This is a genomic window from Pseudomonas sp. L7 (assembly GCF_046605565.1).
Taxonomy (GTDB): Bacteria; Pseudomonadota; Gammaproteobacteria; order Pseudomonadales; family Pseudomonadaceae; genus Aquipseudomonas; species Aquipseudomonas wayambapalatensis.
Genome location: NZ_CP176784.1, coordinates 4,759,587 through 4,774,986 on the forward strand (window position 1 = coordinate 4,759,587; position 15,400 = coordinate 4,774,986).

Sequence of the window (15,400 nt, forward strand, 5' to 3'; positions counted from 1 at the left end):
CCCGTGATGAACCAGACCCCATTCGCCCTGGAACACTTCGAGCAGCTCTGCTACACGCGCCAGCACGAAGAGGCGGCGCGCGAGCTGGTGCGCCTGCTGCTGATCATCGACCGCCACTACGGCAAGCTGTCCGGGCAGTTCAGGCTGTCGGTGTCGCCGGCCCTGCCGGAGGACGAGCTCGAAGCCCACGTGCTGACGCGCCTGACCTGCGCGATCAGCGCGCTGTTCAGCGACCCGCAGTTCCAGATCAGCCCCGGTGGCTTCGACCAGCTGATCAACTTCCAGCGCTGGCTGTCGGCGCTGTTCGCCGCCAGCGCTTTCATCAACGCCGACCACATCCTGCGCACCCTCAACCTGCACGGCCAGGACAGCCAGCGCTTCGAGGTGGCGCCGGAGCAACTGGTGAAGTTCTGCATCCTCTACTCACCGGAGTCGCAGTTGCCGCTGGATGTGGAGCTGCTGTGGACGCAGAACCCGCAACTGGCGATGGCGCTGTTCATGGCCCTGCTGTCGCCGCGTTTTCTCGGCACGCCTGCGGCGCACTCCAAGCGCGAGGCGCTGCTGGCCTGGCTGCCCGAGCGGCTGGACAGCCTCGACAGCCTCGATCAGTTGCCGCTGGCGATCATCCACGACGTGTACATGCACTGCAGCTACGCCGACCTGCCGCAGCGCCACCGCATCAAGCGTTCGATCTGCCGCCTGATCGAGCGCAAGCTGGACGCCGAAGGCATCGTCTCGCTGCCTGCGCCCACCAGCACACGCCAGGGCAAGCCGCGCATGCTGGTGGTGCTGGAATGGTTTTCCGGCGCGCATTCGATCTACCGCACCCACTCGCGCACCCTGGAGGCAGCCCGCCTGCATTTCGAGCTGTGGGCGGTCGGCTATGCCAGTAATGTCGATGAGCTGGGGCGCAAGGTGTTCGACCGCTTCATCGAGTTCGAGGCCCCGGACGACCTGCTCGTCTGTGTGCGCCAGGTGCGCGCCCTCGCCAACGAGATGCGACCGCAGGTGCTGTACATGCCCAGTGTCGGCATGTTCCCGCTTACCCTGTTCGTCGCCAACCTGCGCCTGGCGCCGTTGCAGGTGGCGGCGCTCGGGCACCCGGCGACCACCGGCTCGCGGCATGTGGACTACATCAGTGTCGAGGAGGACTTCGTCGGCGACCCTGCGTGCTTCAGCGAGCGCCTGCTGCTGTTGCCCAGCGACGGCCAGCCGTACCGGCCCTCGGCGATCGAGGTCAGGCTCGGTGCCCGCGAACGCCTCGACAGCCCCGAGGTGGCCATTGCCGTGGCGGCCACCACCATGAAGCTCAACCCGAAATTTCTCCAGGCCTGCCAGCAGATCGTCGAGCGCAGCCGCGAGCGCCATGGCCGCCGCGTGCGCCTGCACTTTCTCATCGGCCAGGCGCAGGGGTTGCTCTATCCGCAGCTGCAGCGCCTGATCCGCCGCTATGTCCCGGATGCCGTGGTGCACCCGCACCAGCCTTATGCGCAGTACCTGGACACCTTCGACCATTGCGACCTGTTCCTCAGCCCGTTTCCGTTCGGCAACACCAACGGCATCATCGACGCGTTCACCTTGGGGTTGCCGGGGGTGTGCAAGACCGGGCCGGAGGTGTTCGAGCATATCGACGAGGGGTTGTTCAGGCGGGCGGGGTTGCCGGCGTGGACCATTGCCGCGACGGTGGAGCAGTACATCGAGGCGGCGGTGCGCATGGTGAGCGAGCCGGCGCAGCGTGGCGCGCTGTATGCGCATTTGGGGAGTGGGAAGCCGTTGCAGCGGTTGTTCGAAGGGCGGCCGGAGATTTTTGCCGAGCATTTGCTGGCGTTGCTGGCGTGTCGTAGCTGAGTGTTGTGGTGGCTTGACGGGCCCTTTCGCGGGCAAGCCCGCTCCCACAGAGGGTAACCCTGTAGGAGCGGGCTTGCCCGCGAAAGCGCCAGTCAGATCACCCTCAAAGGCTAGGGAACGCGAACTGCGACGCCTCGTGGCTCTTGCGCTGCGGCCAGCGCTGGGTAATCGCCTTGCGCCGGGTATAGAAGCGCACACCGTCCGGCCCATAGGCATGCAAGTCGCCAAACAGCGAGCGCTTCCAGCCACCAAAGCTGTGGTAGCTCACCGGCACCGGCAGCGGCACGTTCACACCCACCATGCCTACCTCGATCTCGTCGCAGAACAGCCGCGCAGCTTCGCCGTCGCGGGTGAAGATGCAGGTGCCATTGCCGTATTCGTGATCGTTGATCAGTTGCATGGCTTGCTCCAGGCTCTGCACTCGCACCACGCACAGCACTGGCCCGAAGATTTCTTCCTGGTAGATGCGCATCTGCGGCGTCACCCGGTCGAACAAGGTACCGCCAACGAAGTAGCCGTTCTCGTTGCCCGCCACCGAGAAACCGCGACCATCGACCACCAGTTCGGCGCCAGCCGCCACGCCATCGTCGATATAACCCAGCACTTTGTCACGCGCAGCCGCCGTCACCAGCGGCCCCATGTCCAACCCACACTGGGTGCCGGCACCAATCTTCAGGGCCTTGATCTGCGGCTGCAGCTTGGCGATCAGCGCATCGGCAACCTGGTCACCCACGCACACTGCCACCGAGATCGCCATGCAGCGCTCGCCGCACGAGCCGTAGGCGGCGCCCATCAGCGCGTTGACCGCGTTGTCCAACTCGGCATCCGGCATCAGCACCGCGTGGTTCTTCGCGCCGCCCAACGCCTGCACGCGCTTGCCGCGCTTGGTGCCTTCTGCATAGATATATTCAGCGATCGGCGTCGAACCAACGAAGCTCAGGGCCTTGACTTCCGGCGCCTCGATCAGCGCATCCACCGCTTCCTTGTCGCCATGCACCACATTGAGAATGCCCTTGGGAAGGCCAGCCTCATGCAGCAGTTGGGCGATGTACAGGGTCGAGCTCGGATCACGCTCCGACGGTTTGAGGATGAAGGCATTACCGCAGACGATGGCCAGCGGATACATCCACAGCGGCACCATCGCCGGGAAGTTGAACGGCGTGATGCCAGCCACCACGCCCAGGGGCTGGAAGTCGGACCAGGCGTCGATGTTCGGGCCAACATTGCGGCTGTACTCGCCCTTGAGAATCTCGGGCGCTGCGCAGGCGAACTCGACGTTCTCGATCCCGCGCTTCAGTTCGCCAGCGGCATCCTCGATCGTCTTGCCATGCTCTTCGCTGATCATCTGTGCAATACGCGCCTCGTTCTGCTCCAGCAGCTGCTTGAAGCGGAACATCACCTGCGCGCGCTTGGCCGGTGGCGTGTTGCGCCACGCCGGGAACGCGGCCTTGGCCGAGTCGATGGCCGCCTGCACGGTGGCGCGGTTGGCCAGTTCGAGTTGATGGATGACCTGGCCGGTGGCCGGGTTGAACACCTCGGCGGTGCGCCCGCCGCTCGCGACCGGCTCGCCGTGGATCAGATGCTTGATCGTCGCCATGACCTTACTCCTTGACCGCGGCCTGAACGGCGATTTCAACGAGGATGTTCTCGGCAGCAAGGTTGGCCTCGACCGTGGCACGGGCCGGCAGTGCATCCTTCGGCACCCAGGCGTCCCAGGCGGCGTTCATTTCGGCAAAATCCTGCACGGCGTGCTTGAGCCACACCTGGGCGAAAAGGATGTGCGACTTGTCGGAGCCGGCCTCGGCCAGCAACTCGTCGATGCGCGCCAGCACCTGGGCGGTCTGGCCGCGCACGTCCTGGGTACGGTCGGCCGGTACTTGGCCGGTGACATAGACGATGCCGTTGTGCACCAGCGCGTGGCTGAGGCGGTTGTTGTTGGGCTGGAAACGTTGGATGGACATGGGGACTCCAGGTTATTTCGGACAAACGGGGGCCGTCACGCATACGAGGGTGCGTTGGCATGGGTGGAGTTGCTGCGAGGCCCATCGCGGGGCAAGCCCGCTCCTACAGACGGGAGCTGTCCGTGTGGGAGCGGGCTAGTCCCGCGATTGGGGCGCGCAGCGACCCCGGTTTACGGGGAATCGATCAGGTCAAGGGACGCAGGCTGCGCACCGCACTGGCAATGGAGCGCGCGGTGTTGATCACCTTCGGCGCCAGGTCCTTCCTGGCATCCTCCAGGTTCCAGCGCCCCAGCGGCACGGCGACGTTGACCGCGCCCAGCGGGTAGCCATCGGCATTGACCACCGCCGCCGCCACGCTGATGTCACCGACGTAGTACTGTTCGCTGGCGAAGGCATGGCCGTCCTTGCGCGCATTGGCGATGATCTCGCGCAGGCGCTCGCGGTCGGTCACGGTGCTGGAGGTGTGCGCCATCAGTTGCGAGGCATCGAGGATGGCCTCGCTCTCGCGCTCCGGCAGCGCCGCCAGGTAGGCACGGCCCGCGGCGGTGCAGTACATCGGCAGGTGACGGCCCAGCGGCACGTGGATCGGGATCTGCTTGTGGCTGGGGAAACGTGCCACGTAGAGCATGTCCATGCCGCAGGGCTCGAGCAGGTTGCAGCTCTCGCCGGTGTCGCGGTTGAGCTCGTGCAGGTAGGGGTTGGCGCGCTCGACCAGCTCGCTGGTCTGCAGGTAGCCAGAGCCCAGGTCGAGCGAACGCGGGGTCAGGCGATAGCGCTTGGTCACGGCATCCTTGGCCAGGTAGCCGAGGGTTTCGAGGGTGTACACCGAGCGCTGCACCGTGCTCTTGTTCAGGCCCGTGGCTTCGGCCAGCTCGACCAGGTTCATGCTCGGCCGGCCACTGCGAAACGCAGTGACGACCGCCAGCCCCTTGGACAGGGCGGTGACGAACAGGGGCGATTCTTCAGCGGCGCTCATGGCGTTCGATCCTTTTCTGACAGCTCTGAGGGAGGCAACCCGGACGGCCGGCTCGGCCGCCGCGAAAGGATGCTCCCATTCACGGTTGTTCATTCGAAATGACTCAGCACGATGCCCGGCTCGACCACCGGACGCCCTTGTACGAAGCGCTCGACAGCGAAGGGTTTCATGCGTTCGTCCACCGTCCCTTCGACGATGGCCCTGGCCAGCAGCTCGCCGGCCGCCGGCGCCCCGGCATGGCCGTAGCACCAGCCGGCACTGACGAACAGCCCCGGCAAGGCGGGGTGCGCCCCCAGCAATGGCCCGAAATCGGGCGAAATGTGGACCAGCCCGGCCCACTGGCGAAGGATACGCGCCTGGCCCAGTTGCGGGAACATCTCCATGTAGGCCTTGGCGGTCGCGGCCATCACCGGGACGTCGGCATTGAGGGTGTCCTGCGGGCGCTCGGCCACCTCGGCGCCGCCCACCACTTCGCCGCGGGCGGTCTGGTGCATGTAGCAGAGCCGGTCGAGCAGGGCCACGGCAGGGCCGATCAGCGGGCGGGTCGGCTCCAGGGCCATGGCTTCCAGGCGCATCGGGTAACCCTCCAGCGGCACCCCGGCCATCTGCGCCAGGGCATTGCTGTTGGCACCGCCAGCCAGCACGACGACGTCGGCATCGATGCGCTGCTCCCCTACCCGCACGCCACTGACACGGCCAGCGCTGCGGTCGATGGCAGCGACCGGCGTGCGATAGCGAAGGGTCACGCCCAAGCGCTCGCAGGCCTTGTGATAGGCATGCATCGCCGCATGGTGCGGCGCCACGCCGCTGCCCGGCAGGTGCAGGGCGGCGCTGACCCGCTCGTGGGCCAGGGCCGGCAGCACGTTGCGCAACTGTGCCGGGTCGAGCAACTGCGAATCGATGCCGCATTCGCGGTGCACTTCGCGGGTGCGGTGCAGCAGTTCGGCGGTGGCCGTGCGCTCGCCGATCATGCTGTAGCCGCGCATCGAGTACATGACGTTCTCGCCCAGGCGCCGCGACAGGCCATGCCAGAGCTGGTTGGAGTAGGCAAAGAAGCGCGTCCACTCCACCGAGCTGAAGGCGCCACGGATCAGGGTGCCGTTACGTCCCGACGCACCGCCCTGCCAATAGCCGGCATCCAGCACGAGGATGTCGCGCACACCGCGCTCGGCCAGGTTGAACGCCAGCGACAGGCCTTGGATACCGGCGCCGACGATAAGGATGCTGCAACGCTTGGGCAGCGGGGCATTCAGGTTCATTGCAGTGGCTCCACGACGTCGCAAAGACCAGCAGCCTGGGCCACGGTCAGGGCCCGGCGCGGCGGGCGCAGGGTCGGCCGCGCCAGTTGCAGCACGGGCACGCCGAGGCGTCCGGCGACGTAGGCTCGCAGCGAGTCCCAGCACGGTTGGCCCTGGCACGGGCCCATGCCGCAGGAGGTCAGGCGCTTGATCACCTCCAGGTCGTCGATGCCTTGCTCCAGCAGTTCATCGACCTCGCGTCCGGACACATCGAAGCACGGACACAGCAGCACGGCTGCGTCCTGGGCGGGGGCCAGCGCCGGGTCGGGTTCGGCGGCACTGCCTGCGCGGCGCAGCGAAGAACGCGCGCCGACCAATTGCAGCCGCCCGCTGGCCGAGGCCTGGAAGCTCAGGCTGTCGTCGAACAGCCCGGGGCCGGCCAACACCAGCGCATCGCAGGGCTGCAGGCGCTCGAGTTGCACAGCCCTGACCCGGTTGTGCCCAATGACCCGCTGCAGCTCAGCGACCTCGGCCACCGCCACCACCTGCACACCCAGCTGACGCAGGCGATTGGCCAGGGCCTGCTGCTGTCCGTCGCCAAGCACGACCACCGATTTGCCCGGCGCAATGCGTCGGTCGGCAGCCAGTGCCAGCGCCGTGCGCGCATCCATCACCCCGGGCAACCAGGCACCGGGGACCAGAGTCGGCACCACCCTGCGCCCGGTGGCCAGGATCACCTCGTCGGCCTCCAGCGCCACCGCGCCGCGTGCGGGATCGATCGGCGCACCGAGCAGCAGGCGACCTTCACGGTAGGCACCGAACACCTCAACGCCGAACAGGCAGCGCACCCGCGGATCGAGCGGCGCCAGCGCAGCACCGGCTTGCCGGGCATACCGCGCGGGCGACTCGCCACGGGACACCAGCAGCACCTCGCGCCCCTCCTGCGCGGCGCGGTTGGCCGCTGCGCAGCCAGCAGGCCCGGCGCCGATCACCAGCACCTCGGCGCGCAGCCGCTGGCCGACCGGAGGTGGGCCGGCGAAGCCCTGGTCGGCGGGCTCGGCCACACCGGCCAGGAACGCCAGCAATGCCTCCCAGTGCTGGAACAGTCGACCGCCGCTGGGCACCAGGTTGCTCTGTTCGAACCCGCCCTTGATCCAGCCGGACGGCACCAGCCGTGCCAGGCGCAGCAGGTCGAAACGCGGGTTCGGCCAACTGTTCTGTCGGCTGACCTGCATGCCCTCGCGCACCAGGCACTGGTCCAGGCGCACGTTGGGTACACCATCGACCCGCGCCAGCACGCCCGTGGTGTAGAGCCCCGACAAGCCCATGGGCCGGTGCGCCTTGCGCGTCCAGGCCAGGCCGCGAATGCCGTTGGCCAGCAGTGCCTGGGCGACGCTGTCGCCGGCCAGGGCCTGCAGGCGCCGGCCATTCCAGCTGAAACTCAGCGGCGCGCCACTGGCGCCCGGCAGGCGCAGGCTCATGACTCGCTCCGGCGCTGGGCGCGTCGCTGCGCAGTGAGGCTGACCGCCAGCATGATGATCGACAACAGGGTCATCAAAGTGGCGACCACGGCGATCAGCGGATCGATCTCCGAACGCAGCGAGCTGAACATGCGCTTGGTCAGCGTGGCGCTGTCGCCGCCGCTGATGAACAGCGAGATCACCGCCTCATCCAGCGACACGGCGAACGCCAGCATGGCCGCAGACACCACCGAGAAGCGGATCTGCGGCAGGGTCACGTCGAAGAATGCACGCAGGCGGCTGGCGCCCAGAATGCAGGCGGCGTGTTCCTGGGTCATGTCGTAGGTCTTGAGCCCGGCACCGACGTTGATGATCACGTACGGCAGCGCCAACAACGTGTGCGCCAGCACCAGGCCCGGGATGCTGTTGTTCAGGTCCAGCCGCGCGTAGACGAAGAACAGGCCGATGGCGATGAAGATCGACGGCACGATCATCGGCGCCATCATCAGCCCGCGCAGCAGGCCCAGGTAGCGTTGCTGGCTGTTGTGCAGGGCGTAGGCCGCCGCGGTGCCCAGGGTGGTGGCCAGGATCATGGTCAGGGTCGCGGTGATCAGCGAGATGCGCGTTGCGCTCTGCCACTCGATCGAGGCGAAGTAGCTGAAGAACGGCTGCAGGCTCAGCGACTTGGGCGGAAAGCTCAGGTAGCGCGCATCCGACAGCGACATCGGCAACACGATCAGGGTTGGCGTCAGCAGGAACACCATGATCGCCAGCACCAGCAGGTACAGCCAGGCGCGGCGGGCGGCCAGGCCCAGCCAGTGGTTCAGGGGTCGGTTCATGGCTTCACTCGCTGCGCCGGCCCAGGCCGGCGATCTTCTTGACGATGAACAGGATCACCAGGGTGGCCACCAGCAGCACCACGCCCAGCGACGAGGCAGCGCCCCAGTTGGCGTACATCGACACATCGCTCTCGATGCGCATCGACAGCATCTGCACCTTGCCGCCCCCGAGCAGCGCCGGGGTCACGTAGAAGCCCAGGCTGAGCACGAACACCAAGGTCGCGCCCGCAGCCAGCCCCGGCAGCGACAGCGGCAGGAACACATCGCGAAACGCCCGCGTCGGCGATGCACCGAAGGTCGAGGCGGCCTGCAGGTACAGCGGGTTGATGCTCTTCATCGCCGCATACAACGGCAGCACCATGTACGGCAGCATGATGTGGGTCATGCCGATCACCGTGCCGGTGAGGTTGTGCACCAGCGCCAGCGGCGTGTCGACGATGCCCAGCGAGGTCAGCACGTCGTTGACCAGGCCGCGCCGCTGCAGCAGCACCAGCCAGGCGTAGGTGCGCACCAGCAGCGAGGTCCACAGCGAGATCAGCAGCAGCGCCATCGCCAGGCCTGCCAGGCGGCGCGGCGCGTGGACCATGAAGTAGGCGTAGGGGTAGCCCAGCAGCACGCAGACCACCGTCACGATCAGCGCGATCTTGAAGGTCTGGGTGAACGCCAGCACGTAGATCGGTTGCAGCAGGCGCGTGTAGTTCTCGGCGCTGAGGTTGCCGTCGGCATCGAACAGCGACAGGCCGAACAGCCAGCCGATCGGCAGCACGAAGGTCACCAGCACCAGCAGCAGCGCCGGCAGCATCGGCGAGAGCAGGAACCAGCCGTGGCGCTTGCCCGCGCGTTGCAGGGCCTGGCCATGCAGCGCGCCTTGCAGGTTGAGCGCAGTCATGCCGAGTCCCCCACGATCAGGCTGTCCTGCGGGTGCAGGCCGAGCACCACGTGATCGCCACGCGTCGGCAGGCGGTCACCGGAGGAACTGCGCGAGGGGCGGCGGATCGACACCTGCGTGCCTTCGCCCAGGTCCACTTGCAGCAACTGGCTTTCGCCCTGGTAGATGACGTCGTGGACCTGCCCACGGAACAGGTTCAGGCCCTGCTGGCCGTCATCGACGAAGCGCAGTTTCTCGGGGCGCAGGAGGATACTCGGGTTGTTCAGGCAGCCTTCGCTGAACACCGCCTGCAACGGCTGGTCGCGGAACCATGCCCTGCCCTCGCGCATGGCCACCGGCAGGAACGACGACTCGCCGACGAACTCGGCGATGAAGCGATTGGCCGGGCGTTCGTAGAGGCTTTCGGGGGTGTCGATCTGCTGGATCCGCCCTTGGCTCATCACCGCGATGCGGTCGGACATGGTCAGTGCCTCGCGCTGGTCATGGGTGACATAGACCACGGTCATGCCGAGGCGCTCGTGCAGGCGACGGATCTCCAGCTGCATGGTTTCGCGCAGGCGTTTATCCAGCGCCGACAGCGGCTCGTCCATCAGCAGGATCTTCGGCTCGAAGACGATCGCCCGGGCCAGGGCGATGCGCTGGCGCTGGCCACCGGACATCTCGTCGATGCGCCGCCCGACCAGCTTGTCCAGCTCGACCATCTCCAGCGCCTCGCCAACTCGCTTGCGGATTTCGTCACGGCTGTAGCCGCGCAGCTTCAGCGGGTAGGCGACGTTCTGGAACACGTTCATGTGCGGGAACAGTGCGTAGTTCTGGAACATCATGCCCAGGTCGCGCTTGTGCGGCGGCTCGAACACCATTTCCCGCCCGCCGAAGCGGATGCTGCCGACGTCCGGGCGCACGAAGCCGGCCAGGGCCATCAGCAAGGTGGTCTTGCCCGAACCGGACGAGCCCAGCAGCGACAGGAACTCGCCACTGCGGATGTTCAGGGAGACGTCATCGAGCGCGGCAAAGCTGCCGTAGGTCTTGGTGACATGCTCGATGTCGATGGAGGTCGAGAGCTTCGTATCTTCAGACATGGTCAGACTCGGGGCCGCAAGCGGCACGGAACACGGGTTATGACGCGGGCCAGCACGGCCCGCCTCGTCCTAGTGGGCGATGAACAACTCGAAACGCTGCTGCACCGCCTGCTGGTTCTGCACCCACCAATGCGGGTCGATCTTCGCCACCTTGGCAATGTTCTGCGGCGAGGTCGGCAGGCGGCTGGCCTGCTCGGCGCTGATCAGGCCGACCTCGTAGGCGCGGCTGTTGACCGGCGCGTAGGGGATCAAGGTCGCCAGCGTCGCCTGGCTGGTCGGCTGCATGATCTGGTTGATCACGCGCATGGCCAGGTCCTTGTTCTGCGCACCGCGCGGCACGATCAGGCAGTCATAGCTGAGGATGGCGCCATCGAAACTGTAGTCGACCGCGTCGTCGGACTTGGCCACCTCGGCCACGCGCCCGTTCCAGATCGCCAGGAAGTCCACCTCGCGGCTGCGCAGCAATTGCGCCGAGTCGGCACCGGCGCTCCACCAGTTGACGACCTGCGGCTTGATCCGCTCCAGGGCCTTGAACGCGCGGTCGATGTCCAGGGGATACAGCTGCGCCGGGGCCACGCCATCGCCGATCAACGCGGCCTCCAGCGTTTGCCAGGGCTTGGTGTACATGGCCCGCGCGCCTTTGACATTGGGGTCGAAGAACGCCTGCCAGGTCTGGGCCACCGGCTTGCCGGTGTCTTTGGCCCAAGCCACCACCGAGGCGTAGGCATGGCTGGCGATCCAGTTGTTGCCGACCACGGCCGGGTCGATGTCGCGGGTGTCGATCACGCTTTTGTCCAGCGGCTCGGACAGCCCTTCTTTCTCGGCCTGCACGCAGTCGGTGATGCCCAGTTCGACCAGGTCCCACTTCGGCTTGCCTGACATCACCTGGGCGCGCACGGCGGCCAGGCCGTTCATGTTGTCTTCGCGGATGGCAATGTTCAGCGCCTTGGCGGCAGGTTCGAGGTACGCCTTGCGCTCGGCATCCTGCAGGGCGCCACCCCAGCCGGCGAAGGTGATACCGCCGTCGGCATGTGCCGTGGCGGCGAACAGTGCGCTGGCCAGGAGGCTGAACGCAGCGCCTTTGATCAGGTGTTTGTGCATGTGCTTTTCTCCAGGTGCGCCCCGCTTGCACAGGGCGCGGAAAGGTCGATCAGTTCTGGATGAACAGGTCGAAACGTTGCTGGAGTTCGGCCTGGCGACCTTGCCACCAGGCCGGGTCGAAGAAGGCCACCTTGTCGACGTTCGCGGGTGCTGTCGGCAGCTTGCTCGCCAGGTCCGCCGGGATGATGCCGGTGTCGAAGGCCTTGCTGTTGACCGGCGGGTTGGGAATCAGCGTGGCAAGCATGGCCTGGCTTTGCGGCGACATGATCTGCGCGATCAGCTTCATGGCCTGGGCCTTGTTCGGGGCACCCTTGGGCACCACCACGCAGTCATAGTCGAGCAGCGCCTTGTCATAGGTGTAGTCCACCGGCTGACCGGCCTTCTTCAGGTCCTCGACGCGCGAGGCCCAGATGGCCAGGAAGTCCACCTCGTGGCTGCGCAGCAACTGCGCCGAGTCGGTGCCGCTGCTCCACCAGTTGACCACCTGCGGCTTGATCCGCTCGAGCACCTTGAAGGCGCGCTCGACGTCCAGCGGGTAGAGATCCTTGGGCGCCACGCCGTCGGCCAGCAGCGCCACTTCGAGCGTGGTGAACGGGTTGCGGTACAGGGCGCGCGGCCCCTTCACGGACGGGTCGAAGAAGTCCTTCCAGGTCTGGGCCTTGGCGGCACCGCCTTCGGTGCTCCAGGCCAGGACCGTCGAGTAGGCGTGGCTGGCGATCCAGTTCTTGCCGTAGAACCTGGGATCGACGCCCTCGGTCTTGATCACCGAGAAGTCCAGCGGCTCGGTCAGGCCTTCCTTCTCGGCCACCATGCAGTCGTTTGAGGCCAGCTCAACCACATCCCACTTGGGCTTGCCGGACATCACCTGGGCGCGTACCGCCGCCAGGCCGTCCATGTTGTCTTCCTTGACGGCGATACCCAGGTTCTTCGCCGCAGGTTCCAGGTACGCCTTGCGTTCGGCGTCCTGCAAGGCGCCACCCCAGCCGGCGAAGGTCACGCTTTCGGCCGCGTGGGCCTGCCAGGTGCACAGCCCCAGCAATACCGCCACGGTGCCTGCACGCCATTCGAATCGTTTCATGTTCAACCCCTGCATTTGTTGTAGTTAGACAGTTGGCGAAACGTCATGGACATCCAGTCCTGCAGTCATCCCTGCTTGTTGTTGTGTTCTTGTGTTGTTGTGTAGTTGCCCGGCCTCAGCCGATGTCGATCATGATGTGCCGCACGCTGGTGTAATCCTCCAGGCCGTACAGGCTCAAGTCCTTGCCGTAGCCCGACTGGCGCAGCCCGCCATGGGGCATCTCGGTGGCCAGTGTCATGTGCTGGTTGACCCAGACACAACCGTACTGCAGCTGGCTGGCGGTGCGCATGGCCTTCTTCACATCGCGCGTCCACACCGAGGCCGACAGGCCGTATTCGCTTTCGTTGGCCCAGGCCAGCACCTGCTCCTCATCGTCGAAGGCGGTGACCGACACCACCGGCCCGAACACTTCCTTCTGCACGATCTCGTCGTCCTGGCGCACGCCGGCGATGACGGTCGGCTGGAAGAAGAAACCCGGGCCGTCGGGAACCTTGCCGCCAACCAGTACTTCGCCATGCGCCAGCGCCGCGGCACGGTCGACGAAGCCCTGCACGCGCTCCTGCTGGCGACGGCTGATCAGCGGGCCGAAGTCGCTGGCCGGATCTTCCGGGTGACCGGTACGCAGCGTCGAGACCTCAGCGACCAGTTGTTCGAGGAACTGCTCGCGCACCGATTCGGCGACATACACACGGCAGGCCGCGGTGCAGTCCTGCCCGGCGTTGTAGTAGCCGCCGGTACGCATCATGCGCACGGCTGCCGGGATGTCGGCATCGGCGAACACCAGTACCGGCGCCTTGCCGCCCAGCTCCAGGTGGGTACGCTTGAGGTTGCCGGCGGCGGCGCGGACCACGGCCTGGCCGGTGGCGATGTCGCCGGTGACCGACACCATGCGCACCTTGGGATGGGCGCTGAGCTGCGCGCCGAGGGTGGCACCGCGCCCGGAAAGAATGTTGACCACCCCGCGCGGGAAGATCTCGGCACACAGCCGCGCCAGGTACAGGGCGCTCAGTGGCGTCAGCTCGGACGGCTTGAACACCACGGTGTTGCCGGCGGCCAGGGCCGGGGCCAGCTTCCAGGCTGCCATCAGCAATGGGTAGTTCCACGGCGCGATCAGCCCGACCACGCCGAGCGGATCGCGACGGATCATGCTGGTGCTGCCGGCGACGTATTCACCAGCGGCGCTGCCCGGCAGGCAACGCGCGGCCCCGGCGAAGAAGCGGAACACATCGGCGACCGCCGGCACTTCGTGGCCAATCGCCTTTTGCAGCGGCTTGCCGCAGTTCTGGCTTTCCAGGGTGCCGAGCGCCTGGGCGTCGGCCTCGATGCGCTCGGCCAGCTTGAGCAGCAGGTAGCCGCGCTGACGCGGTGGCGTGCGCGCCCAACCGGTGAAGGCACGCTCGGCGGCATCGACGGCGGCATCCAGCTGGGCAGGCGAGGCATCGGCCAGCACATGCAGCACACGCTCGTCGGCTGGCGCCAGGATCGGCGACTCGTCGCCCTGCCCGCGCACCAGCTCACCGTCGATAAGGTACTCGCTATAGATCATGACGCTCTCCAGTTAGACGGACGCACGCTCGGCGTCCTTGAAGCGATACCAGGCGTAGGCCATGCGCTGGCCAACACGCAGGAAGGATTGGAACGGGAACGGCTTGGGCGCCTGGTGCAGGAACGGCACCGGCGTGGGCCGGGCTTCGCCGCAGGCCATCTGCGCCAGGCGCTTGCCGGTCTGCAGCGAGAACGACACGCCACTGCCGGCATAACCGCCGCCGGTGTAGGCATTGGCCACGCCCTGGACCGGGTAGCAGTGCGGCAGCGAGTTGTTGGTCACCGCGACCCAGCCGCCCCAGTTGTAATCCACGTCGATGCCCTGCAGCGCCGGGAACTTGCGACACAGCGCCGCCAGCAGGCGCTCGCGGTGCAGCGGGTTTTCCGCGTCGCGGCCGTTCACTGCGCTGCGACCGCCGAAGAGGATGCGGTCGTCTGGCAGGCGGCGGTAATAGAACAGCAGGTTGCGGGTATCGAACATGCAGTCGGCACCCGGCAGGCTGGCCTGCTTCTCGGCGGCGCTCATCGGCCGGGTGACGATGATCTGCGAGTGCACCGGCAGGATCCGCCCGGTCAGTGCCGGGTGCAGTTGGCGCGAGGTGTAGCCGTTGGTGGCGACCACCACCTTGCGCGCGGTGATCACCGCGCCTGGCGTGACCAGGCGATGGCCCTGCGCGCTGCTGGTCCAGGCGGTGACCGGCGAGCCGGTGTGCACCCGCGCGCCAGCCTCGCGGGCCATGCGCTGTACGCCCCAGGCCAGTTTCAGCGGATGCATGCTGAAGCCGTCGGGCATGTGCAGTGCACCGAATGACTCGGCACCGGCGTGCACCGACTGCAGGTCGGCGGCTTCGACGAAGTGGGCCGGGTAGTCGAGCAGGTCGTTGTACAGGCCCATTTCGCGCTTGAGCGACTCGACGTGGATGGCCTTGCTGGCGACCTTGTACACGCCATCGGGCTGCGCGTCGCAGTCGATGTTGCCGTCGCGGATCAGGGCGCGGGTGGTGTCCAGCGCCTGGCGCATCTCGTTGAAGTACTGGCGCGCGGTGTCGGCGCCGTAGCGCTCGATCAGCGCAGCCAGCGGCACGCGGCCACCGGAAATGCGCGCGAAGCTGCCATTGCGTCCGCTGCAACCCCAGGCGGTCTGGTTCGCCTCCAGCACCACCGCCCGCACCCCGTGCTCGCGAGCCAGGTGCAGCGCGCAACTGAGGCCGGTGTAGCCGGCACCGATGATCGCCACTTCGACGTCTTCGTTGCCACGCACCGGGCCATCGTCGGCGACCGGCGAACCTGCGGTATCGGCCCAATAGGACGGCGCATGGGGCTGGGCCCGGCCTGGGTTCGCATCAACCAATGGATCGTACAATTCAAGCCTCACGTATCGCTGTG

The 15,400-nt window shown here is 66.9% G+C and carries 13 protein-coding genes; 1 reads left to right on the plus strand and 12 read right to left on the minus strand.

What is annotated here, in order from left to right; all coding sequences use genetic code 11:
* Positions 1-6 precede the first annotated feature (6 nt).
* Positions 7-1,848 (plus strand): peptide transporter, encoded by a 1,842-nt coding sequence (locus ACK3BK_RS21860; RefSeq protein ID WP_411383299.1) that lies wholly within the window; start codon positions 7-9, stop codon positions 1,846-1,848.
* A 103-nt stretch (positions 1,849-1,951) separates the two neighbouring features.
* On the opposite strand, the gene ACK3BK_RS21865 is transcribed toward ACK3BK_RS21860, so the two are convergent.
* The 12 genes from ACK3BK_RS21865 to ACK3BK_RS21920 form a co-directional block, all read right to left on the minus strand.
* Positions 1,952-3,445, minus strand: a complete 1,494-nt coding sequence (locus tag ACK3BK_RS21865) for a CoA-acylating methylmalonate-semialdehyde dehydrogenase (protein WP_411383300.1) — start codon at positions 3,443-3,445, stop codon at positions 1,952-1,954.
* Positions 3,446-3,449: 4 nt separating this feature from the next.
* Positions 3,450-3,809, minus strand: coding sequence for a RidA family protein (locus ACK3BK_RS21870; RefSeq protein ID WP_054894294.1), 360 nt, complete (start codon positions 3,807-3,809; stop codon positions 3,450-3,452).
* Positions 3,810-3,993: 184 nt separating this feature from the next.
* Positions 3,994-4,785 carry an IclR family transcriptional regulator gene (locus ACK3BK_RS21875; protein ID WP_411383301.1) on the minus strand — a complete coding sequence of 264 codons (792 nt, stop codon included), beginning with the start codon at positions 4,783-4,785 and terminating at the stop codon, positions 3,994-3,996.
* An 89-nt stretch (positions 4,786-4,874) separates the two neighbouring features.
* A complete protein-coding gene (locus tag ACK3BK_RS21880; RefSeq protein ID WP_411383302.1) occupies positions 4,875-6,044 on the minus strand; it encodes an NAD(P)/FAD-dependent oxidoreductase in 1,170 nt (389 codons plus the stop codon).
* The gene (locus tag ACK3BK_RS21885; protein WP_186722030.1) at positions 6,041-7,504 is read right to left on the minus strand and encodes a 2Fe-2S iron-sulfur cluster-binding protein; all 1,464 of its coding nucleotides are present in this window, start codon (positions 7,502-7,504) and stop codon (positions 6,041-6,043) included. The genes ACK3BK_RS21880 and ACK3BK_RS21885 overlap by 4 nt, the downstream gene beginning before the upstream one ends.
* Positions 7,501-8,322 carry an ABC transporter permease gene (locus tag ACK3BK_RS21890; protein WP_186670329.1) on the minus strand — a complete coding sequence of 274 codons (822 nt, stop codon included), beginning with the start codon at positions 8,320-8,322 and terminating at the stop codon, positions 7,501-7,503. The genes ACK3BK_RS21885 and ACK3BK_RS21890 overlap by 4 nt, the downstream gene beginning before the upstream one ends.
* 4 nt (positions 8,323-8,326) lie before the next feature.
* Complete coding sequence (locus tag ACK3BK_RS21895) at positions 8,327-9,211, minus strand: ABC transporter permease (protein ID WP_411383303.1); 885 nt, start codon at positions 9,209-9,211, stop codon at positions 8,327-8,329.
* Positions 9,208-10,290, minus strand: coding sequence for an ABC transporter ATP-binding protein (locus ACK3BK_RS21900; protein ID WP_411383304.1), 1,083 nt, complete (start codon positions 10,288-10,290; stop codon positions 9,208-9,210). The genes ACK3BK_RS21895 and ACK3BK_RS21900 overlap by 4 nt, the downstream gene beginning before the upstream one ends.
* 69 nt (positions 10,291-10,359) lie before the next feature.
* Entirely contained in the window at positions 10,360-11,391 is a 1,032-nt protein-coding gene (locus ACK3BK_RS21905) for an ABC transporter substrate-binding protein (protein WP_186670324.1), read from the minus strand.
* Positions 11,392-11,440: 49 nt separating this feature from the next.
* A complete protein-coding gene (locus ACK3BK_RS21910) occupies positions 11,441-12,469 on the minus strand; it encodes an ABC transporter substrate-binding protein (RefSeq protein ID WP_186670322.1) in 1,029 nt (342 codons plus the stop codon).
* Between the two features lie 115 nt (positions 12,470-12,584).
* The gene (locus tag ACK3BK_RS21915) at positions 12,585-14,015 is read right to left on the minus strand and encodes a gamma-aminobutyraldehyde dehydrogenase (RefSeq protein WP_411383305.1); all 1,431 of its coding nucleotides are present in this window, start codon (positions 14,013-14,015) and stop codon (positions 12,585-12,587) included.
* A 12-nt stretch (positions 14,016-14,027) separates the two neighbouring features.
* Positions 14,028-15,377: an NAD(P)/FAD-dependent oxidoreductase gene (locus tag ACK3BK_RS21920; protein ID WP_411383306.1), complete on the minus strand. Its 1,350-nt coding sequence runs from the start codon at positions 15,375-15,377 to the stop codon at positions 14,028-14,030.
* Between the last annotated feature and the right edge of the window lie 23 nt (positions 15,378-15,400).

Bases quoted from the DNA above. Each gene is read 5' to 3' on its own strand.
- ACK3BK_RS21860 (WP_411383299.1), top strand. From the start codon at position 7: ATGAACCAGACCCCATTCGCCCTGGAACACTTCGAGCAGCTCTGCTAC.
- ACK3BK_RS21915 (WP_411383305.1), bottom strand. From the start codon at position 14,015: ATGATCTATAGCGAGTACCTTATCGACGGTGAGCTGGTGCGCGGGCAG.
- ACK3BK_RS21895 (WP_411383303.1), bottom strand. From the start codon at position 9,211: ATGACTGCGCTCAACCTGCAAGGCGCGCTGCATGGCCAGGCCCTGCAA.
- ACK3BK_RS21910 (WP_186670322.1), bottom strand. From the start codon at position 12,469: ATGAAACGATTCGAATGGCGTGCAGGCACCGTGGCGGTATTGCTGGGG.
- ACK3BK_RS21880 (WP_411383302.1), bottom strand. From the start codon at position 6,044: ATGAACCTGAATGCCCCGCTGCCCAAGCGTTGCAGCATCCTTATCGTC.
- ACK3BK_RS21870 (WP_054894294.1), bottom strand. From the start codon at position 3,809: ATGTCCATCCAACGTTTCCAGCCCAACAACAACCGCCTCAGCCACGCG.
- ACK3BK_RS21905 (WP_186670324.1), bottom strand. From the start codon at position 11,391: ATGCACAAACACCTGATCAAAGGCGCTGCGTTCAGCCTCCTGGCCAGC.
- ACK3BK_RS21900 (WP_411383304.1), bottom strand. From the start codon at position 10,290: ATGTCTGAAGATACGAAGCTCTCGACCTCCATCGACATCGAGCATGTC.
- ACK3BK_RS21885 (WP_186722030.1), bottom strand. From the start codon at position 7,504: ATGAGCCTGCGCCTGCCGGGCGCCAGTGGCGCGCCGCTGAGTTTCAGC.
- ACK3BK_RS21890 (WP_186670329.1), bottom strand. From the start codon at position 8,322: ATGAACCGACCCCTGAACCACTGGCTGGGCCTGGCCGCCCGCCGCGCC.
- ACK3BK_RS21865 (WP_411383300.1), bottom strand. From the start codon at position 3,445: ATGGCGACGATCAAGCATCTGATCCACGGCGAGCCGGTCGCGAGCGGC.
- ACK3BK_RS21875 (WP_411383301.1), bottom strand. From the start codon at position 4,785: ATGAGCGCCGCTGAAGAATCGCCCCTGTTCGTCACCGCCCTGTCCAAG.